Annotated in this window: 16 protein-coding genes; 8 read left to right on the top strand and 8 right to left on the bottom strand. The window is 34.0% G+C overall.

Translation table 11 applies throughout. The annotated features are described in order from the left end of the window. Window positions 1-63: 63 nt before the first annotated feature. The 5 genes from OLM52_RS00525 to OLM52_RS00505 all read right to left on the bottom strand — a co-directional run bounded on the left by OLM52_RS00525 (window position 64) and on the right by OLM52_RS00505 (window position 4911). Window positions 64-408 carry a phage holin family protein gene (locus OLM52_RS00525; RefSeq protein ID WP_264549211.1) on the bottom strand — a complete coding sequence of 115 codons (345 nt, stop codon included), beginning with the start codon at window positions 406-408 and terminating at the stop codon, window positions 64-66. Window positions 409-486: 78 nt separating this feature from the next. Continuing rightward, on the bottom strand, window positions 487-2064 hold the full coding sequence (locus OLM52_RS00520) for a G-D-S-L family lipolytic protein (RefSeq protein ID WP_264549210.1): 1578 nt from the start codon (window positions 2062-2064) through the stop codon (window positions 487-489). An 18-nt stretch (window positions 2065-2082) separates the two neighbouring features. Beyond that, a complete protein-coding gene (locus OLM52_RS00515) occupies window positions 2083-3309 on the bottom strand; it encodes an OmpP1/FadL family transporter (protein WP_264549209.1) in 1227 nt (408 codons plus the stop codon). Window positions 3310-3432: 123 nt separating this feature from the next. Beyond that, window positions 3433-4194 (bottom strand): alpha/beta fold hydrolase, encoded by a 762-nt coding sequence (locus tag OLM52_RS00510; protein WP_264549208.1) that lies wholly within the window; start codon window positions 4192-4194, stop codon window positions 3433-3435. Between the two features lie 3 nt (window positions 4195-4197). After that, a complete protein-coding gene (locus OLM52_RS00505; RefSeq protein ID WP_264549207.1) occupies window positions 4198-4911 on the bottom strand; it encodes a pyridoxine 5'-phosphate synthase in 714 nt (237 codons plus the stop codon). Between the two features lie 95 nt (window positions 4912-5006). Between OLM52_RS00505 and OLM52_RS00500 the strand changes: the two genes are divergently transcribed. The 8 genes from OLM52_RS00500 (at window position 5007) to murI (ending at window position 13275) form a co-directional block, all read left to right on the top strand. Continuing rightward, complete coding sequence (locus OLM52_RS00500; RefSeq protein WP_264549206.1) at window positions 5007-5666, top strand: CBS domain-containing protein; 660 nt, start codon at window positions 5007-5009, stop codon at window positions 5664-5666. Window positions 5667-5670: 4 nt separating this feature from the next. Then, window positions 5671-6555 (top strand): NAD kinase, encoded by an 885-nt coding sequence (locus OLM52_RS00495; protein WP_264549205.1) that lies wholly within the window; start codon window positions 5671-5673, stop codon window positions 6553-6555. A gap of 121 nt (window positions 6556-6676) precedes the next feature. Beyond that, window positions 6677-7360, top strand: a complete 684-nt coding sequence (locus OLM52_RS00490; RefSeq protein ID WP_264549204.1) for a DUF6089 family protein — start codon at window positions 6677-6679, stop codon at window positions 7358-7360. Window position 7361: 1 nt separating this feature from the next. Then, complete coding sequence (locus OLM52_RS00485) at window positions 7362-8105, top strand: isoprenyl transferase (protein WP_264550503.1); 744 nt, start codon at window positions 7362-7364, stop codon at window positions 8103-8105. After that, the gene (gene bamA / locus OLM52_RS00480; protein ID WP_264549203.1) at window positions 8035-10764 is read left to right on the top strand and encodes an outer membrane protein assembly factor BamA; all 2730 of its coding nucleotides are present in this window, start codon (window positions 8035-8037) and stop codon (window positions 10762-10764) included. The genes OLM52_RS00485 and bamA overlap by 71 nt, the downstream gene beginning before the upstream one ends. Window positions 10765-10876: 112 nt before the next feature. Then, window positions 10877-11893 carry an OmpH family outer membrane protein gene (locus OLM52_RS00475; RefSeq protein WP_264549202.1) on the top strand — a complete coding sequence of 339 codons (1017 nt, stop codon included), beginning with the start codon at window positions 10877-10879 and terminating at the stop codon, window positions 11891-11893. Between the two features lie 25 nt (window positions 11894-11918). Further along, window positions 11919-12422, top strand: coding sequence for an OmpH family outer membrane protein (locus tag OLM52_RS00470; protein WP_264549201.1), 504 nt, complete (start codon window positions 11919-11921; stop codon window positions 12420-12422). Between the two features lie 73 nt (window positions 12423-12495). Then, window positions 12496-13275, top strand: a complete 780-nt coding sequence (murI, locus tag OLM52_RS00465) for a glutamate racemase (RefSeq protein ID WP_264549200.1) — start codon at window positions 12496-12498, stop codon at window positions 13273-13275. A gap of 1 nt (window position 13276) precedes the next feature. Here the strand turns inward: murI and OLM52_RS00460 are convergent, their stop codons facing one another. The 3 genes from OLM52_RS00460 to OLM52_RS00450 form a co-directional block, all read right to left on the bottom strand. Next, window positions 13277-13789 carry a gamma carbonic anhydrase family protein gene (locus tag OLM52_RS00460; RefSeq protein ID WP_264549199.1) on the bottom strand — a complete coding sequence of 171 codons (513 nt, stop codon included), beginning with the start codon at window positions 13787-13789 and terminating at the stop codon, window positions 13277-13279. Between the two features lie 61 nt (window positions 13790-13850). Then, on the bottom strand, window positions 13851-14852 hold the full coding sequence (locus OLM52_RS00455; RefSeq protein WP_264549198.1) for a type IX secretion system membrane protein PorP/SprF: 1002 nt from the start codon (window positions 14850-14852) through the stop codon (window positions 13851-13853). A gap of 172 nt (window positions 14853-15024) precedes the next feature. Beyond that, window positions 15025-22095 carry a T9SS type B sorting domain-containing protein gene (locus tag OLM52_RS00450; RefSeq protein ID WP_264549197.1) on the bottom strand — a complete coding sequence of 2357 codons (7071 nt, stop codon included), beginning with the start codon at window positions 22093-22095 and terminating at the stop codon, window positions 15025-15027. Window positions 22096-22138: the final 43 nt, after the last annotated feature.

Raw genomic sequence — 22138 nt, 5'->3', positions numbered from 1 at the left:
AAATTATAGAATTTTTACAACCCAAACAAGTTTTTAATTTACTGAAATTCAATTCGCTAAAAATTAATCTTCACTAACAAATATTTTGTTCAATATTGATTGACTTATTGATAATAATATGCTGAAAATTAAGGCTGTTAAAAAACCATCAACATGAAATTCTGTAATAAAATAGTCGCAAATTAAAATAATACCTGCATTAATTACTAATAAAAACAAACCCAAAGTAATTAAGGTTACGGGAATAGTCAGAAAAATTAAAATAGGCTTCAAAAAAGTATTCAACAATCCTAAAACTACTGCAACCAATAATGCCGCCGTTAAATTATCTACATGAACACCAGGTAAAAAATACGCTAACGTAAATACTATAATAGTACTAATTAAAAGTTTGATAATAAAATTCATATATTTTGATTTTTTTTAAAATTACAAAAAAAGGCACCAAAAATGATGCCTTTTATATTTATTTGATAAAAATCTTATTTAGTTTGAACCTACAATTGTAGCCCCTGGGAAATTAGCTGCAGAATGTAAAGGTAAATTAGCATTATAATGACTATTTATAACTTTAATGATTTCATTTGTAATTACTGCGTAACCTCTAGCGTTAGGATGCACGCCATCTAAAGAAAACAATACAGTTGTTGCAGTTGCAGAAGAAAAATAATTTGCTGTATAAAATGTTCCATCTTCAACTCTTAAACCACCAACCAATTGATTCATGATTTGATTCATATCTGCCACTGCTAAATTATTTGAACTTGCAATAGAAACAATTGCACTGTTGTAAGCTGCTGTTGCATTTGCTACTTTAGCTTTTTCATTAGCAGTTAATACCCATCTATTAGCCATTGGATATGAAACTCCATTGATATTAATTAATGTCGAAGGAGAAGATGCATTTGGCGTACCAATTACAGAAGAAGCAGGTAAAACTACTAAATCTGCTGCAGTAGCTTGACGAGCTTTTCCAAAAACCATTCCGAATGCAGTAGCTGTTGGCGCACCTAAAGTAGGTGTTAATACAGCCGTAATTTGAGCCGAACGATCTACAGCATCAGCATCAAAAATTAATATAGGATTAGCACTAGTTGCTGATAACAACTTTACTCTGTTTGGTTCCCCAAAAGCAGTAAAAATTTGATTTAATGGACCATATAATTGAGCATTCAATGCATTTATATTTGCTGAACCACCCAAAGCAGTTGGAGATAGCGGATTATAAGGAACAGTTGTGAAATAAGGAATAGCCGTTACACTTGGAACGGTAGCCACAACTCCTTTTGCACCACCAGAAGTTAATGTGCTAATCAATGTAGAATATACGCTTGCAAAAACACCAGAATTAGTAATGTCATTACCGCCATAAGTAGCAGGATTCATATTTCCAGTCACATTATGGTCTGCTGCTGGTGTATTACCATCTGATTGCGCACCACCATTAGTTGCATAAGCTAAAACATCGTTAGCTCCAATCCAGTTTGTAAAGAAAGTTGGATTTTTAGACATCGCATCTCCTAAAACGGTAGCTGTTGGAGAAGTTGCGTGTCTTACAAAGTAAGGATTTGATTGTCCTAAAGCAACACCAGCAACATTCCCATAACCAGAAGCTAATAAATGAAATGATTTTGCACCAGGAACACCCATATTGTTGTATGCTGTTGCTTGCAAATTAGAAACCTCAATTGTTGAAGTTCCTGCTAAGTTTTCTGGACGACCTTGAGAAGCGTCAATTACTAATCTTGTATTTCCAATTGGAATACCTCCTAACATTAATCCACCTAAATTATTAACATCATCTTCATAAGAAGGTTGTGTAAATGCTCCACCGCCTACTAATGCAAATTGTTGTGCTAATAAGTTAGGATATGAGTACATTTGACCGCCTTTAGAAACTGTACCATCCATATAACCTGCAGTTAATGAATTACCCACAGCAACATAACTTGTAAAATCTGCATCACCAGAAGTATAATTTGCACCAACTTCATTTTCAAATTCTGGTTCACATGAAGCAAAACCAGCTGCTATAATAGCTAAATATATAAATTTATTTTTCATTTTTCTGTTTATTAAAAATTAGAAACCATAAGTAATACCTATACCTGGTGAAAATACAACTGATTTATAAGTTCCTCCAAAACTACTACCATCACTTACATAATCATAAGAATTATCAACTTCGTCAAAATGTAAATATAAGAAAGACACATCAACGCCTAATTTACTATTTACTTGATAAGTTAAACCTCCTGTGTATCCCATAGAATCATTTCTTGGTGTTTCTGGAGCAAAATATCCATCTTGTACTGGACTTTCGTCAAAATACCACCCCGCTCTGAATGTAAATTTATCATTTGCAGCATACTGCATACCTACTCTGTAAGTACTAGAATTTTTGTAATTTCTTGGGTTATTTGAATCTGGAAGCGCTGGATTTGTAAAATCAACATTTAAGTTTTCATAAACACTCCACATTGCTCTATTATAGTCAAAAGCCATTAATAGTCTCTCAGTAACTTTATAGGACAATCCCACTGTTAATTCTGCAGGTAATGGTAAATCTGCATTAAATTTTGTTTCTGGAGCTGTTCCGGGATAGTCATTAAAAGTAGCATCTCCATCTCTTGCTTCCATGATAATTTCAGAACGATAGTTCATTCCTATACGTAATTTTTTGGTTGGATTAAACATAAAACCAGCTGTATAACCCCATGCGGTAATACCTTTTGACTCAATAGTTAAATCTGTTCTTTCATTATCTATATTTACAGTAGATCTGTCTACATTTCTATTAAAATTAACAGAACCTGTAGCGAAAATTGGTCCACCACCTACACTAAAATGTTCTCCAACTCTAACTGAAATAGAAGGCTGAATAAAAATAGCTTGTAAATCGATATTATTTACTAAATGTGCTCCTTGCCAATCTTGATCCCATTCTACAGAACTTCCATAAGGTGTATAAACAGCTAAACCTGCTGTAAACCAATCGTTGATTTTGTAGGTAGCATACAGACTAAAAGGTGTTCCCATGTTTTCTGTTGAAGCTTCCCAGTTGTATTGCGAATTTTGGAATTTAGTTTTTGCAAACAAAGCATTACCTCCTACAGATAAATTGAATTTTTTATCTAAATAGGCCATACCAGCTGGGTTGAAAAATGCAACCTCTGCACTATTTACTACAGCTACACCTGTGTGTCCCATAGCCAATTGTTTTTGCCCTTGAATACTAACTCGATATCCTCCTGCAAAAGCAGTTGAGCCAGCCAAAGCCAATAATGTTAAAGAAAGTAATTTTCTCATAATGTAATAAGTGTTAGTTTTTTTCTGAATTTATAAAAATCAATAGTTCAAAATTATAACAAAATATGAATTTTACAATTTTTTTAACTAAAAAATTATGCGTGCATAATTTTTTTTGTCTTTTCATTGCAAAAATGCAATAACTAACTCAAAAAAATCGGTTGGATTTTCAGCATGCAACCAGTGTCCTGCGTTTTTTACAGTTTCTACTCTTGATGAAGGAAAATGGTGCAAAATTGTTTCATAATCAGCATCTGTGATGTAATCTGATTTATCGCCACGCAAAAACAAAGTAGGTTTAGAAAATGTATTTTCAAATGGTAAAGCTGTTCCGATGGTCTCAATTTTTTGATTAAAAACAGCTAGATTAAATCGAAAGGCTAATTGTTCTGGAGTTTTCCAATACAAGCTTTTTAGTAAAAACTGACGTGTTCCAAAATCTCTAATATATTTAGAAAGTTCTTCTTCGACTTCACTTCGGCTTGGTTTTTTTGCAAAATCAATAGCGTTTAAACCTTCTAAAATAGTTTGATGATGTGGTGCATAATATTTTGGACCAATATCTGCCACAATTAGCTTTGAAACCAATTCAGGATAAGTAGTTGCCAATAACATGGCTACTTTTCCTCCCATTGAATGTCCAAGTACATCAATAGTTGTTAATTGATGAAAATTACAATATTGCTTCACATCTTCAACCATGACTTCATAACTAAAATCATCAGAATGAAAACTTTTACCATGATTTCGTAAATCTAAAGCATGTGTTTGAAAACCTTGAGCTGCAAATTGCGTTGCTAGAGATTTCCAATTATCAGACATCCCTAAAAAACCATGGATTATGAGTAATGGCTTTCCTTCTCCTTCTATTCGTGAATGTAACATTTCTTATTTTAATTTTTGAAGATACATGTTTACCACATTTTCTAAACCTAAATATAAAGACTCTGAAATGAGTGCATGACCAATAGATACTTCTAATAAATTAGGTATATTTTCTTTAAAAAATTTGATATTATCTAAACTTAAATCGTGACCAGCATTGATACCAATATTCAACTCATTTGCTTTAATAGCTGCTTTTATAAAAGGTTCGATCCCATTTTTATTTCCTAAACCATACTCATGAGCAAATGATTCAGTGTATAATTCGATGCGTTCTGTACCCGTTGCTTTTGCTCCTTCAATCATTTTTTCATCGGCATCTACAAAAATAGAAGTTCGAATTCCGTTCCGTTGAAATTCCTGAATTACTTCTGTTAAATACGATTGATGTTTAATAGTATCCCAACCCGCATTTGAGGTTAAAGCACCAATAGCATCAGGCACCAAAGTAACTTGTGTAGGTTTACACTCTAAAACTAAATCAATAAAATTATGTTGTGGATTTCCTTCAATATTATATTCGGTATACACGACCGATTTTAAGTCACGTGCGTCTTGATAACGAATATGACGTTCATCGGGTCTTGGATGAATGGTGATTCCTTGTGCTCCAAACTGTTGAATATCTTTGGCAACCTTTAGTAAATCTGGCACATTTCCACCTCTTGAATTACGTAATGTTGCTATTTTATTAATATTTACCGATAATTTTGTCATGTGTTTTATTTTATTTTAGCAAAAATACAAAGTATAAATTAGGTAACATATGGTATTTTTTGATTATTTTGCGGTTTAATAATACACCAAACAAAATGAACAGTTTAGTTAGCTACATTAATAACGAGATAAAACCTATAAAACACACCGATTCTATTGCAGAAGCACAAGATGTTTTTATAGATTTTCCATATTCGCATTTTCCTGTTACCGAAGATGGTGTTTATATTGGATGCGTGAGTAAAGATGCTGTTGAGTTTTTGAATACCGATGCAAAAGTAAACGATAGTCGATTTAATTTTGAGCGTTTTTTTGTACGTTCAACCATGATTTGGCTTGATGTTTTAGAAGTTTTCGCAAAGAACGAAGCCAATTTATTACCTGTTTTAGACGATAAAAACAACTATTTAGGTTATTATGAACTAGAAGATGTAATCCGTTTTTTACATGAAACTCCATTTTTAAAAGAAGAAGGAGGTATAATTATCGTAGAAAAAGAAGTAGATAAATTTTCAATGAGCCAAGTGGCACAAATTGTTGAGAGCAATAACGCAAAAATTTTGGGATTATTTATTTCCAACATTGCCAATGGGAAAGTAGAAATTACTGTAAAAATTAGTCAAAGCGGATTGAATGATATTATTCAAACGTTTAGAAGATATGAATATGAAATTATTTCGGAGCACCAAGAAGATTCCTACTTAAACAGTTTAAAGGAACGCTCCGATTATTTAGACAAATACCTTAATATTTAAGATGATGAAAATAGCCATTTTTGGACAATATTATCAAAACAATACCGCTGAAATTGTAGCCAAAGTTGTTGATTTTTTAAGCGCAAATAATGTTACAATTTATTTCGAAACGGCTTTCTTAAAAATTGTTCAGGAAAAGAATATTGTAAATAAATCATTTCCCACTTATTCAAATTATAATGAATTATCATCTGATTTTGAAGCACTAATTAGCATAGGTGGTGATGGTACTATTTTAAAAGCTGCCACTTTTATTAGAGACAAAAACATTCCAATTATTGGAATTAATGCAGGGAGATTAGGTTTCTTAGCAACAGTACAATTTGAAAATATTGAGAGCTTATTACAAAAAGTCTTGGTTAAGGATTATTTTATTTCAAAAAGAAGTCTGCTAAGTATTACAACAACTCCCGAATATGAAAATTTTGCAGATTTAGATTTTGCACTTAACGAAGTTACCGTTGCTCGAAAAGACACTACTTCGATGATAACAATTGAAACCTTTTTAGATGGGGAGTATTTAACTTCATATTGGGCTGATGGTTTAATTGTTTCAACTCCAACAGGCTCAACTGGTTATTCATTAAGTTGTGGCGGGCCTGTTTTAACTCCAAATGTAAGTAGTTTTGTAATTACACCAATGGCTCCTCATAATTTGAATGCAAGACCTTTAGTAATCACAGATGATACCGAAATTGAATTAAGAGTTTCTGGTCGGGAAGAACAATTTTTAATTTCATTAGATTCCAGAATTGCAGCAGTTTCAAAAGACACTGTAGTGAAGATTAAAAAAACACCATTCACTATTTCAATTATAGAATTTAAAGAGGAATCTTTTTTAAATACGATTAGAAAAAAACTACTTTGGGGTGCAGACAAAAGAAATTAACAACAACACATATCATTTTTTAAAAAATTACGTTTTTAATGCACAACTAAATGTAACAAAAAAATCCTTTAAAATAGGGTTAAGAAGTCAATATTGTTATATTTGCAAACTATTTTAAAAAATGAAAAGCTTTTTTTTATATATAAGCCTGATATTCTGCACACTTAACGCATCTGCTCAAATTAATGAACTTGGTGTTTTTGTGGGTGGCATTAACTATATTGGAGATGTTGGTCCTACAGATTATATTGCACCAAACGAGCCTGCATTTGGCGTCCTATATAAATGGAATCGTAGTGCGCGACATGCATGGCGATTTTCATATTATCAAGGCAGTTTAAAATCTAAAGACATAGATAGCGAAGTTCCTAGTAGGAATTTACGAGGCTATTCTTTTGAAAATAGCATTAAAGAATTTTCGGCTGGAATGGAATTCAATTTTTTAGATTTTGACTTACACGATGGTAGAAAAAAAATATCTCCCTATGTTTTTACAGGAGTAAATTATTTCATTTATGAAGAAATTTACATTTTGAACAACGAAAGTGAAAAAGATTATCAAAGTAGCACTTTTGCTATTCCTATGATTGTAGGAGTTAAAGCACGACTATTTGACAATTTTATTTTGGGAGCAGAAATTGGTGCTCGTTACACCTTTACAGATAATTTAGACGGAAGTAATCCTGAGAACGATAATTTTGAAACCTTGCGTTTTGGAAATTTAAATAGTAACGACTGGTATGTGTTTACAGGTTTAACACTAACCTACACTTTTGGTCAAAACCCTTGTTTTTGTGCAGAATAAGATGGAATTAGTACAACAAATAAATACAGAAGCTTTGCCTCAACATCTAGCCATTATTATGGATGGAAATGGAAGATGGGCAAAACAAAAAGGTCTTTTACGTGCTTTAGGTCATGAAAGTGGCACTAAATCAGTAAGAACAACTGTAGAATCGTGTGCTAAGCTTGGGGTGAAAAATCTAACATTATATGCTTTCTCAACTGAAAATTGGAACCGTCCAAAACTAGAAGTTGATACACTAATGAAGCTTTTAATATCTTCGTTAAAGAAAGAAATTAAGACTTTACAATCAAATAACATCAAATTGAACGCCATTGGAAATTTAACAAATTTACCATCAAGTGTACAAAAAGAATTACAAGAAGTAATTGAAAAAACTGCCGAAAACACTAGAATGACACTCACTTTAGCACTTAGTTATGGAGCAAGAGAAGAGCTAGTACAAGCTGTTAAAAAAATCACCAACAAAGTTAAAAATAATATAATTTCTGAAGAGGCTATTGACGAATCAATTATTAATCAGCATCTTTACACACACAATTTACCAGATGTAGATTTAGTAATTAGAACAAGTGGCGAACATAGAATAAGTAATTTCCTTTTATGGCAAATCGCTTACGCCGAGTTTTATTTTACAGATGTGCTTTGGCCAGATTTTTCAGAAGACCATTTATATGAAGCAATTATTAGTTATCAAAAAAGAGAACGCCGTTTTGGTAAAACCAGCGAACAAATTATACCTTAAAAAAATGTTTAAAAAAGGATTACAATTACTTTCAATATTTATAGTACTTAACAGCGCAACCACATTTGCTCAAGAAACAAAACTTGAAAATGGAAAAGAGTACATCTTAGCCGATATTGCGGTTTCGGGAAAAATTAGTTACAATGCTCAAACTGTAACAACTTTTACCAGTTTAGAAAAAGGACAATCTATTATGGTTCCCGGAGAGGACATTAGTATTGCTATTAAAAAATTGTGGAAATTAGGATTATTCTCTGATGTAAATTTCTATGTAAATAAAATCGAAGGTGATAGTATATACCTTGAACTTGAATTAAACGAATTACCAAAACTTGGTGATGTAAAAATTCAAGGTGTAAAAAAAGGAAAAGCTGAAGAACTAATCAAAGAAGCTGACCTTAAAAAAGGAAAAATTGTTAATGAAAATCTATTAACAACCACTAAAAACTATTTTGAAAACAAATACAAAAAAGATGGTTTTTATAATTCAAAAGTAGTTATCAACACTGTTCAAGATTCTGCATTGGCTGACGTAAAAATGGTCATCAATATTGATAAAGGAGATAAAGTAAAAGTTAAAAGTATTGATTTTGAAGGAAATTCTTTAATGTCTGATGCTAAACTAAAAAAGAGTTTTAAAAATACAAAACAGAAAAATCCTCTAAGAATACTTAAAAAATCAAAATATATTAAAGAAAAATATAAAGAAGATTTAGCAAGTGTTATTAGTGCTTACAAAGAAAAAGGTTTTAGAGATGCACGGATAATTTCTGATTCTGTAACTTATGACAAAAAAAGTAACACCATCGCTATAAAAGTAAATTTAGAAGAAGGTAGAAAATACTATTTTGGTGATATTCGTTATTTAGGAAATACTGTTTACACTGATCGTCAATTAAACGCCCTTTTAGGAATTAAAAAAGGAGATGTTTACAACGGAACAATTCTTGAGAAAAGAATCGCAGATCAATCAAAACCGGATGGAGAAGATATTACTAACTTATATCAAAATAATGGTTATTTATTTTCAAATATTAATCCGGTTGAAGTTAGAACTGTAAATGATACGATTGATTTTGAAATCAGAATTACTGAAGGTCCAATTGCTTATTTCAATAAAATTACAGTTGTAGGAAACGACAAAACAAATGATCACGTAATTTATAGAGAATTAAGAACTAAACCAGGTCAAAAATACAGTAAAGAAGATTTAATTCGTTCTATTCGTGAAATTGGACAATTAGGATTCTTTGATCCGGAAGCGATTAAACCAGACTTTAAAAATGTTGACCCACAAGCCGGAACAGTAGATATTGAATACAATGTTGTTGAAAAAGGCTCAAGTCAAATTGAATTACAAGGAGGTTATGGCGGTGGAGGTTTCATTGGTACTTTAGGGCTATCATTTAATAACTTTTCTGCAAGAAACATCTTTAATAAAGAAGCTTACAAACCATTACCAATGGGAGATGGACAAAAAATGTCGTTACGTTTACAAGGAAGTTCTTATTTCCAAACGTATAGTTTGTCATTCTCAGAACCTTGGTTTGGTGGAAAAAAACCGGTAAGTTTTTCTACTTCATTATCACACAGTAAACAATTTTTATACAATTTCCGTTCTAGAGACGTTAATAGAAGTCAAAGTTTTAATATTACGTCACTTTCTGTAGGTATTGCAAAACGTTTAACAGTTCCAGATGACTATTTTGTGTTATCACAAGCTGTGTCATTTCAATATTATGATTTAAATAATTATAACACTGGATTGTTTACTTTTGGTGATGGTGCATCTAGAAATTTAGCCTATACTGTTGGCTTATCAAGAAATAGTAAAGGAGTAAATCCAATTTATCCAACTTATGGATCTGAATTTAGTATTTCAGGTAAATTTACGCTTCCTTACTCTTTATTCAATGGCATTGACTATGCAGATTTAAAAAATCAAAAAGCATACAAATTAAAATATACTACAGGAGCAGGAATTAATGTTCAAGCCAATGAAAATGGTCAAGTTCCTATTGAAGGCGATTATATTCAAGAAACTTCAGAAGGTTCTGGAGTATATGAAACAGTAGGTACTGATTGGCAATCTGCATCTGCCAACCAATCAAAAGTGGATCAAAAAAGATTCAACTGGTTAGAGTATTACAAAATTAAATTCAAAGCAGATTGGTATACACGTGTATATGAAAAGCTTGTTTTACGTTCGGTAGGTGAATTTGGTTTTATGGGAGCTTATAATCCTGACAGAGGATTAGTACCTTTTGAACGCTTTTTCCTTGGTGGAGATGGATTGGCAAATTTTGCATTAGACGGAAGAGAAGTAATTCAGTTAAGAGGTTATCCAAACAACTCATTATCATCAACTGATGGAGGAACAATATATAACAAATTTTCATTAGAATTAAGATACCCAATTACGCTTAATCAATCTGCTTCAATTTACGCATTGAGTTTCTTAGAAGCTGGAGCAGCTTTTGATGATTTTAAAGATTATAATCCATTTACATTGCAACGTTCTGCGGGTGTTGGTTTACGTGTATTCATGCCTGCTTTCGGATTATTAGGTATAGATTTTGCACATGGGTTTGATGCAATTCCAGGAGAAACTGTTAAGAGCGGATGGCAAACACACTTTATTATTGGACAACAATTTTAAAGATAGTTAATAGTTTTTTGTTAAATTCGTAAAAATATTTTGATATTTGTTACGTTTGTAAGGTATCCATATTTTATTTTGAGTCTTACTCGCAAAAAAAAACTTAATGTACATGAAAAAATTATTCTTATTCTTATCGTTTATTTCGATTATAGCTAATGCTCAAACCGCAAGAGGTGTAAAAATTGGTTATATCGACATGGAATATATTTTAGAAAAAGTTCCTGATTATGCTGATGCGATGAACCAACTGGAACAGAAAGCACAAAAATGGAAGCAAGAAATTGATACCAAAAGAAATGAGATTACAATTCTAAAAGATAATCTTAAAACAGAGCGTGTTCTATTAACAAAAGAATTAATAGAAGAACGTGAAGAAGAAATTGCTTATTTAGATAAAGAACTTTTGGACTATCAAGAAAAACGATTTGGACCAAAGGGCGATTTAATTATTCAAAAAAGTGTCTTGGTAAAACCTATTCAAGATCAAATTTTTACGATTATTCAAGATGTAGCTGAACAAAGAAAATATGATTTTGTTTTTGATAGAGCATCTGATTTAACCATGCTTTTTGCGGATAAAAAACATAATATTAGCGATTTTGTCGTAAGAAAACTTACTTCTGCTCAAAAAAGAGAAGAAATGAGTAAAAAACAATTAAAAGCATTAGAAGCTAAGGAAGCTCTTGAAGAATCAGTAGCAGATAATCCAGCACTAGAAGAGCGCCAAAGAATCTTAGATGAGAAAAAAGCTGCTAGAGAAAAACTTCTTGAAGAACGTCAAAAAGCAATAGAAGATAAAAAAGCTGCTGCCGCAGAAAAACGTAAGAAATTAATTGAGGAAAGAGACGCTAAAAAAAATGGCACAGTAATTGAAAAGGATTCAACAGGAGATGACAATAAAAAACAACCACAAGTGAACGAAACTGATGAAAAGGTTACAGAAGAAATTAGTGGTGAGAAAAAATTAACTCCTGAAGAAATTAGACAAAAAGCAATTGACGACAGAAACAAAAAAATAGAAGAACGTAAAAAAGCTTTAGAAGAAAAGAAGAAAAAAATAGCAGCAGATAAAGAAGCAGCTATCAAAGCAAAAGAACAAAAAACAGAAACAGAGAAAAAAGATTAATAAACACTAAATTAAAATTAAAAAAATGAAACAATTCAAAACGTTAGTAATCGCAGTTATACTTTTTATTGGAACACAAGTATCAGCACAAACTAAAGTAGCACATATTGACTTACAAGCCTTAATGACTACTATGCCAGATATGAAAACCGCTCAGGATCAAATGAAAAAAATCCAAGAAACGTATGATAAAGATTTCAAAGCTATGGCTACTGAATATCAAACGAAATTACAAAAATATGAGCAAGAATCAGCAACTGCTGGTGATGCTTTAAACGAAACTCGCTCTAAAGAAATGCAAGACATGGGAGCTCGTATTCAAAAGTTTCAACAAGATGCTCAAAAAGAATTAGGTCAAAAAGAAATGGACTTAATTAAGCCAATCATGGAAAAAGCACAAGCAGCTATTAAAAAAGTAGCAAAAGCAAAAGGAATTACTTATGTATTAGATGCTACTACTGGTAGTGGTGTTATTGTTGCTGATGGTGAAGATTTATTACCAGCTGTAAAAAAAGAATTAGGTTTCTAATAAATCAATAATAAATATTTAAAAACTGCTTAATCTTACAATAGATTGAGCAGTTTTTTTTATTTTTGTTTTAATGAAACATAGAAATCCAATTGGTTTATTTGATTCAGGTATAGGTGGTACTTCTATTTGGAAAGAAGTAAATGCACTACTACCCAATGAAAACACAATTTATCTTGCAGATAGCAAGAATGCTCCCTATGGCTTAAAATCAAAGGAAGAGATAATTGCTTTAAGTTGTAAAAACACAGAGTTCTTATTAAATGAAAATTGTAAAATAATTGTCGTTGCCTGTAATACAGCAACTACAAATGCGATAAAAGAATTAAGAACAAAATATGATGTGCCTTTTATTGGAATTGAGCCAGCCATCAAACCTGCTGCAACACAAAGCAAGACAAATTGTATAGGAATACTTGCAACAAAAGGAACACTGAACAGTGATTTATTTCACATCAGTGTCAGAAATCATCCTGAAGTCAAAATTGTTGAACAAATCGGACATGGGCTAGTTCAACTCATTGAAAATGGTGATATAAATTCACCTGAAATGATTGAATTATTAGAAAGCTATCTACAACCGATGGTTGAAAAAAATATTGATTATTTAGTTTTGGGATGCAGTCACTATCCTTATCTAATTCCACAAATAAAGAAAATAATACCATCAAACATAAAAATAATCGATTCAGGTGAAGCAGTTGCTAAACAAACTAAAAATATACTAACTCAAAATAACATATTAAATACTTCAAATGAAGATGCTACAAAAGTATTTTATAGCAATAGTAATCCAGAAGTTTTAGAAAATATTTTAGAACACAAAGAAAAAGTGATTTATAAAAATTTTTAATTTATTCCTTAAACCAACCTGAATACATTACATAATTATTAGAAATTCGCTCAATTTCTCCAGCAAAGTCACTTTGGTCAATTTCTTTTACTTTCTTAGCAGGAACTCCTGCATAAATAGAACCTGATTCTACAACCGTATTTTGAGTAATAACAGAACCTGCTGCAACAATAGAATTACTTTCAATTACACAATTATCCATCACAATAGCTCCCATTCCTATTAAGACATTATCTTTAATTGTACAACCATGAACAATTGCATTATGACCTATAGATACATTGTTTCCAATAATTGTAGGATGCTTTAAATAGGTACAATGAACAACAGCACCATCTTGAATATTTACTTTATTACCTATAAAAATTGAATTAACATCGCCACGAATTACAGCATTAAACCAAACACTACAATTAGTACCTAAAGTCACATCGCCAACAATAGTAGCATTTTCGGCTACATAACAATCTTCTGGAATTTGCGGAAACTTTCCGTTTACTTCTTTTATTAACATAATTTATTTTTAAAAAAAATGTCCCGATAAATCGGGACAAATATAATACTATTTTATAAACTTAGTTTACAGCAGGACAATTACAATCCCACTCTTTATCTTTACAGAATACATTGATACCTAAAGTGATTTGGTGAAAACCACCATCATCAAACTTAACATCGCCCATAATATGAGAATAGGTATATGAGAACATGAATTTATCATAATTCAAACCAATAATTGGTGTTATCCATTGCAATTTTTGTTCTTGAATTCCACTTCCACTTACATACTGAGCACCATCAAAACTTCTTCTGTATGATAAACCACCCCAAAGTTTTCCAAATTCTAATTCTTTATAAACTTTTAAGTTTAAATCAATTGCTTTTTCTTTAGTTTCTGAAGTATATTGAAACATGAATGATGGTTCAAATAATAAATTACTATCATCTCCAAAAACAGCTCCTGCACTCCATAAATATTTACTTAAGTTATCAGATTCAAATCCTTCTGAATATAACTCTCTTCTTTGACTTGCTAAAAAGTTTTTGATTGTAAAGTGAGTAAAGAAATCCATATAATGATAAGAAACACCTAAATCAATATTAAAATATGAATCTTTTTGAATTACCCCTGGAACAATAACTGGATCAAAACCAGTAAATTCAGAACCATCCAAAGTACTTTGTACAAATGCTGTGCTTAATCCAAAAGATAATTGATTTAAATCTACAGTTCCTCTAGAAAATCTTAAATGATGTGCATAAGTTAACTTAGCTCCTCTTTGCGAATGATAACCATTTTTGTCATTAAAAAGAATCATCCCGATACCAGACTTTCCATCTTCATCAATAGAAGTATTAAAACTTATGGTCTGCAAAGCTGGAGCATCATCTTGCCCAAACCATTGTTGACGACCTGTAAGTCTAATTTTTCCACAATTTGCGGCTCCAGCCATAGATGGATGAATTAGATAATAATTGTCTGATAAATAATCAGAATACACTGCAACACCTTCTTGTGAGTAAGTAAATTGTGCTACTAAAAATGCTAAAATAAAATAACTCTTTTTAAAATTCATCGTAGGTTATCGTTTTAATAAAAAAATGCGATTTAAAATCTTCTTTAGTTGTCTTTATAGTTTTTAAGAACATAACGAATAATGAACTTTAAAAATCATTATTCGTTATGATACCTTATCGGCCAAAGATATAAATTTTTCAGTCTATTTACATCTTTATTTTTATTTTCTCTTATCTTTTCATTGAAAAATGTGCTTTAAATTGTTTTGCAGCTCCATTTTCAGTGTAGTCTAGTGTAAACCAGTAATCTGTAGATGGTAATTGTTGTCCGTTATAGGTTCCATCCCATCCGTTACTTGTGTCCGTTGCACTTAATTGTTTGATTAACTTTCCGTATCTATCAAAAATATACAACTTCGCATCTGCTTGATTCATTCCTACTATATTCCACGTGTCGTTGTGACCATCGCCATTTGGTGTAAAGTATTTTGGGTAATCAATCACTGTTACGTTTTGTGTTATAAATGTACAACCTTCACTATCTATTACTGTAACTGTGTGCTCTCCTGCGCTTACTCCTGTAAAAATATTTGATGATTGGAAAGAACCCTCATCTAATTGATACAACAAAGTACCTGAACCACCTGAAACGGTTACTGTGATTGTTGCATTGTCTGAAAATGCATCGGTTACCAATGTGGTAAACGAATCTGCTGGTGTAGTAGCAGTAACTGCTGCAAACTCTTCTTCTGAAACACAATTCGTAACCGAATTGGTTGCTATAACACTATAAACACCCACAACTGAGGCTGTAAATGTGGCTGCATCTGAATTTGCTTGAGCAACTCCATCAATATACCAAACAAAATCATACATACTTGCATCTAAACCTGTGTCTAATAAATACGTCTGGAAGGTAACTCCTGCTGCATCAACACATATTGTTCCATCTGCTAAAACAGGCTGCGGTAAAGGATTTACATAAACTCGAACCGTAACTGAGGTACCTGAACATCCATTTAATGTTGGCGTAATTACATAATCAACATAACCTTGTGTGTTACCTGTTGTTTCTAATACTTGCTCTATTAATAATGTAGATCCTGTACTTGTATCAGCGGTTGCCCCTGTTACTCCTACTTGATTCACGGTCCATGTAAATATGGTGTTGGCATTAAAGGTAGAGAAATTGATAAACGTGCTACCCACACCACTACATAATTCTGGATGGTTTGGACTTCCAAATAACTCCGGAATTGGATTAACATATACTGTAATTGTCGCAGATGCACCTACACAACCATTTAAACTTGGTGTTACTTGATACACAACAACGCCTTGAGATAATCCTGTTGTTTCCAATACTTGTGCAATTGAGCTTCCTGATCCATTTGATGCGCCTGAAACTCCTGTGCTACTTTGAACAACCCATGTGAAAACGGTATTGTTTACTGTGCCCTCAAAAGAAATATTTGTCGTCTCGCCAGAACAAATCGTTTGGCCATCACCGGTTACCGTAACATCGGGTATAGGATTTACTGAAATCGTAACGAAAACTGTTTCCCCAACACATCCATTGGCCTCTGCAACTATTCCATAAACAACCTCTCCTGTTCCTGTAATTCCTGAATTTAAAACCAAAGTCTGGTTGATAAACGTATCGGTAGAACCAACTACTGATGATGAATGACCTGTAACTGTTGCACTACTAGAGGTCCATGAAAAAATAGCCCCAGGAACATTACTGCTCAATTGAATATCTACAACATCTCCTGAACAAAGAACACCTGTACTTGGTAAAACAGTAGCTGTTACCACCGGGCGTGGATATATTTGAACGGTCATTTGTGTATTCAATGCACATTGTCCTGCATCGGGTGTAAACTCATATGTTGCATCGGTTGGTGTAGAACTTATAAGTTGCCATGCACCTGTAATACCATTGGTTGATGTAGTTGGTAAATTTATTGTTACTCCATCACAAACCGCATTTGCTTGCGTGAAAATTGGTGCAATTCCGTTTGTAAGAGTAATACTGCCCGATAAACTCGGTGTACCACAAATACTTCCTGTAGCCGTAATTGTATAATTAAAAGTCGCAGCTGTTGCTGATGTTGGCGTACCACTTATAGTAACTACATTTCCAGAAGTCGAAGCTGTTACACCTGCTGGTAAACCTACCACATTAACTCCTGTTGCACTTCCTCCAAAAGTATAAGTAATATTACCTATTGCTGTATTAACACAAATGGTTTGATTTGTAGATGCAACACTTGAAGTAAGTGTAATTTGTGGAACAGCAATAATTGTTAGCGTTGTACTTACCGTACTACTTGCACATCCTGCACTCGCTGGAATAGTGTACGTTACCGTATATGTTCCTGCTGTACTTCCGTTTGGAGTGATCGCCCCTGTTGAAGCATCTATTAGTAAACCTGTTGGAGAAGCACTGAAACTTCCGCCTGTATATGCATTCGTTCCTGTTAAAGTAACGGCTTGTCCTGTAGCAATATCATCACAATAAGGGGTTCCCGCATAACTGATAGCTGCTGTTGGAGCTGCTGTGATGGTAACTGTAGTAGTTACATCACTACTCGCACATCCTGCACTCGCTGGAATAGTGTACGTTACCGTATATGTTCCTGCTGTACTTCCAGTTGGAGTAATCGCTCCTGTTGAAGCATCTAAAAGTAAACCTGCTGGAGTAGCACTGAAACTTCCTCCTGTATAGGCATTCGTTCCTGTCAAGGTAATTGCTTGTGCCGTAGCTAAGTTATCACAATAAGGTGTTCCCGCATAGCTGATAGCTGCTGTTGGTAAACCTGTTATGGTTACTGTTGTTGTTACATCACTACTTGCACATCCTGCACTCGCTGGAATAGTGTACGTTACCGTATATGTTCCTGCTGTACTTCCAGTTGGAGTAATCGCTCCTGTTGAAGCATCTATTAGTAAACCTGCTGGAGAAGCACTAAAACTTCCGCCTGTATACGCATTCGTTCCTGTTAAAGTAACTGCTTGTGCCGTAGCAATATCATCACAATAAGGTGTTGCTGCATAACTGATAGCTGCTGTTGGCGCTGCTGTGATGGTAACTGTAGTAGTTACATCACTACTCGCACATCCTGCACTCGCTGGAATAGTGTACGTTACCGTATATGTTCCTGCTGTACTTCCTGTTGGAGTAATCGCTCCTGTTATTGCATCTAAAAGTAAACCTGCTGGTGTAGCACTGAAACTTCCGCCTGTATATGCATTCGTTCCTGTCAAGGTAATTGCTTGTGCCGTAGCTAAGTTATCACAATAAGGTGTTCCTGCATAGCTGATAGCTGCTGTTGGTAAACCTGTTATGGTTACTGTTGTTGTTACATCACTACTTGCACATCCTGCACTCGCTGGAATAGTGTACGTTACCGTATATGTTCCTGCTGTACTTCCGTTTGGAGTAATCGCTCCTGTTGAAGTATCTATTAGTAAACCTGCTGGAGAAGCACTAAAACTTCCGCCTGTATATGCATTCGTTCCTGTTAAGGTAATTGCTTGTGCTGTAGCAATATCATCACAATAAGGTGTTGCCGCATAGCTGATAGCTGCTGTTGGAGCTGCTGTGATGGTAACTGTAGTAGTTACATCACTACTCGCACATCCTGCACTCGCTGGAATAGTGTACGTTACAGTATATGTTCCTGCTGTACTTCCAGTTGGAGTAATAGCTCCTGTTGAAGCATCTAAAAGTAAACCTGCTGGTGTAGCACTGAAACTTCCGCCTGTATATGCATTCGTTCCTGTCAAGGTAATTGCTTGTGCCGTAGCTAAGTTATCACAATAAGGTGTTCCTGCATAGCTAATAGCTGCTGTTGGTAAACCTGTTATGGTTACTGTTGTTGCTACATCACTACTTGCACATCCTGCACTCGCTGGAATAGTGTATGTTACCGTATATGTTCCTGCTGTACTTCCAGTTGGAGTAATCGCTCCTGTTGAAGCATCTATTAGTAAACCTGCTGGAGAAGCACTGAAACTTCCGCCTGTATAGGCATTCGTTCCTGTTAAAGTAACAGCTTGTGCCGTAGCAATATCATCACAATAAGGTGTTGCCGCATAACTGATAGCTGCTGTTGGCGCTGCTGTGATGGTAACTGTAGTAGTTACATCACTACTCGCACATCCTGCACTCGCTGGAATAGTGTACGTTACCGTATATGTTCCTGCTGTACTTCCAGTTGGGGTAATCGCTCCTGTTATTACATCTAAAAGTAAACCTGCTGGTGTAGCACTGAAACTTCCGCCTGTATAGGCATTCGTTCCTGTCAAGGTAATTGCTTGTGCCGTAGCTAAGTTATCACAATAAGGTGTTCCCGCATAGCTGATAGCTGCTGTTGGTAAACCTGTTATGGTAACTGTTGTTGTTACATCACTACTTGCACATCCTGCACTCGCTGGAATGGTGTACGTTACCGTATATGTTCCTGCTGTACTTCCAGTTGGAGTAATAGCTCCTGTTGAAGCATCTATTAGTAAACCTGCTGGAGAAGCACTGAAACTTCCGCCTGTATATGCATTCGTTCCTGTTAAAGTAACTGCTTGTGCTGTAGCAATATCATCACAATAAGGTGTTCCCGCATAGCTTATAGCTGCTGTTGGAGCTGCTGTGATGGTAACTGTTGTTGGAGTTCCAACTATAACACAAGCACCTACTGATGCTGGCGTATAATTTATTGTATAAGTTCCCGCTGTACTTGCACTTGGGTTAATTACTCCTGTAATTAAATCTATTGATAATCCTGCTGGAGTAGCAGTATAATTTGTTGCTGAACCTGCTCCTGTTAAAGTTGGCGCATACGTAGCTGTGTCATTTGTACACAATGGTGTCGTATAACTAACGCTAGCAGACCCTGGTGAAGAAACGGTTACTGTTGTTGTGAAATTTGCAACTCCACATCCGCCACAAGCTGGATAAGTAAGCGTAATGGTATATGTACCTACTACACTTGTACTTGGCGTAATAACTCCTGTTGTTGCATCTATGGTTAAACCTGCTGGTGTTGCTGTATAAACTGGTGTAGTTGAAGCACATGTGCCTGTACCCGCTCCAGAAATTACAACCGTAGGCGCATATGTACCAAAATCAATCGTACAAAAATCTGATGGCGTGTAGCTTAAACTTCCTGCTACTTGCTGTGAAACTGTAATCACAACACTACCTGTTGGAGTAGCTGTACAAACTGGTGTCGTATTAGATGCAACACTTACCAAACTATAGGTCGTTGTAGTAGTTGGTGAAACACTCACTGTTGATGTTCCTCCTGTTAATGTGGTGGTAAAATTACTTGTACCATCTGTATAGGTAACAATCGCATCTGCTGTTCCTGTGAAGGTTAAATCTGTAGCACTTCCTGAACAAATAGCTGTTGTACCAGAAATAGTAGCTGTTGGTAAAGCAATAACGGTAACCGTAGCCGTAACACCTGTTAATGGTGTAGTTATCGTTCCGTCAGAAACTTCTACCAAAGTGTAAACCGAATCTGCTGTTAAAACTGGTGTAGTCAATACAAATTGACCCGTAGCGTCTAAAGTTATCGTCTGATTTGGTGAACCGTCAACTGTATAGGTAACTACAGCATTTGGAGTACCCGTAAAAGTAACAGTACCTGTTGTTCCTGAACATATCGTATTGGCACTAACTGAAGCTGTAGGACCAGTAGCTATAGTAATTATAGCACTACCTGTAACGTTTACTAAACATCCACTAAAAACACTAACTAAGTTATATGTTGTATCAGCTGTAAGATTAGGAGTTGTGATAGTAGCAACACCTGTAGCATCTAATGTTATTGTTAGTTGAGGACCTCCATCTATATTGTAAGTAACTACTGCATTAGGTGTTCCTGTAAAAGTAATTGTTGTACTAGTCCCCGAAGGAATAGTAGTTGTTCCAGAAATTGATACCGTTGGTGAAGCCGAATTAACTATTGCATCAAATTGTGTAAAGGCCGGACATGGTATTGCAAAATTTTCAACTCTAACAAAAATTGGTGTTACAGGCAGCGTTGCTAGAAAATTTGCCGAAATTTGATTTGTATTATCAATAGCATCTTGAGCGGTTAGGTAAAATAGAACATCATATTCCATAGGATCTAATGTCCCTAAAACTTCCAAATTATTATCTGCTAAATTAAAATTATAAGAACAACTGTATAAATCTGGTGGGTTTTGATTAACTGTAATTCCTGGTAAATACTCCACTACAATACAATCTGTTTGAGTACAAGAAGCACCCGAAATATTACTTGCCGCTAAACAATAAGTTCCAGGAGCTGATACAGTTAAAGTAGAACCAGTTTCTCCAACTAAAACATTTGAATCTAAAGTCCAAACAAAATTATAATCTGCTGGATCTAAATTTGAATCCAAAACTCTAATATCACCAGGACACATAGCTAATCCATTAACTTCTGTCATGTCATCGGTCTCAAAACCAATACCAACAGGATATGTTAAATCAGCAACCCCTACATTAAAACTTCCTGCTTCAATAAAAACCGCAGAATCAAATGCAGAATCATTATAATCTCCAATAGCTAATTTAATTCTATAATTTCTATTTGGAATTACGTCCGCAAAAGCCGTTAAAGGAACTGTATACCCTCTCATATTCATTACAGATGTAGGAGCTCCAACGTTATAAACATCAAACAATAAAGGATTAACCGAAGCACATGTTGCATTGTGTGCATTGTTTCTAATTGTAGTAACAGATACTGGCGTTGTCGTTGAAGGAACCACTGCTAAATTCGTAGTAACTCCAGTAACTAAATCCGTTAAGATAAAGGCAAATACATCTGAGAAACCACATTGAAACGTTCCATATTCATTAGATGAAAATATATAATTGAAACTAAATCTATCGGTTAAAGGTGTGAAATCAAATTGAACATAGGTAACATCATTAATAGATCCCGTATTTCCATTGGCATTTGAAATAGCTTGTAATTGAACATCTCCCGAAGTTGAGCAAGTACTACTCATATTGTTTCCCGTGTAACTTCCAGCTGAATTAACAGCGAGTCCGTTTCTAAGAATAACTCCAGATGAAAAACCAAAATTTGTTCCAGCATATTGGAAATATCCAATTCCACAAGATGGTGAAGAAGTGAAATTTGACACCAAAGCACATGGCGAATCAATTAAAATATCTTCTATTAATTGAGGGACAGTATAAGTTGTTGTATTAACTGTAACTGTTTGAGAAACACCAAAAAATGATGTTAATAAAAGTAAATAAAAGTAAATTTTTTTCATATTGGTTGTAGTTTGTTGTTCGTTAATCTAAAGTTAAATTTAG

This window comes from Flavobacterium sp. N2820 (assembly GCF_025947285.1).
Lineage (GTDB): Bacteria > Bacteroidota > Bacteroidia > Flavobacteriales > Flavobacteriaceae > Flavobacterium.
The sequence above is the reverse complement of the archived record's forward strand: the minus strand, read 5'-3'. Positions and strand labels throughout refer to the sequence as shown.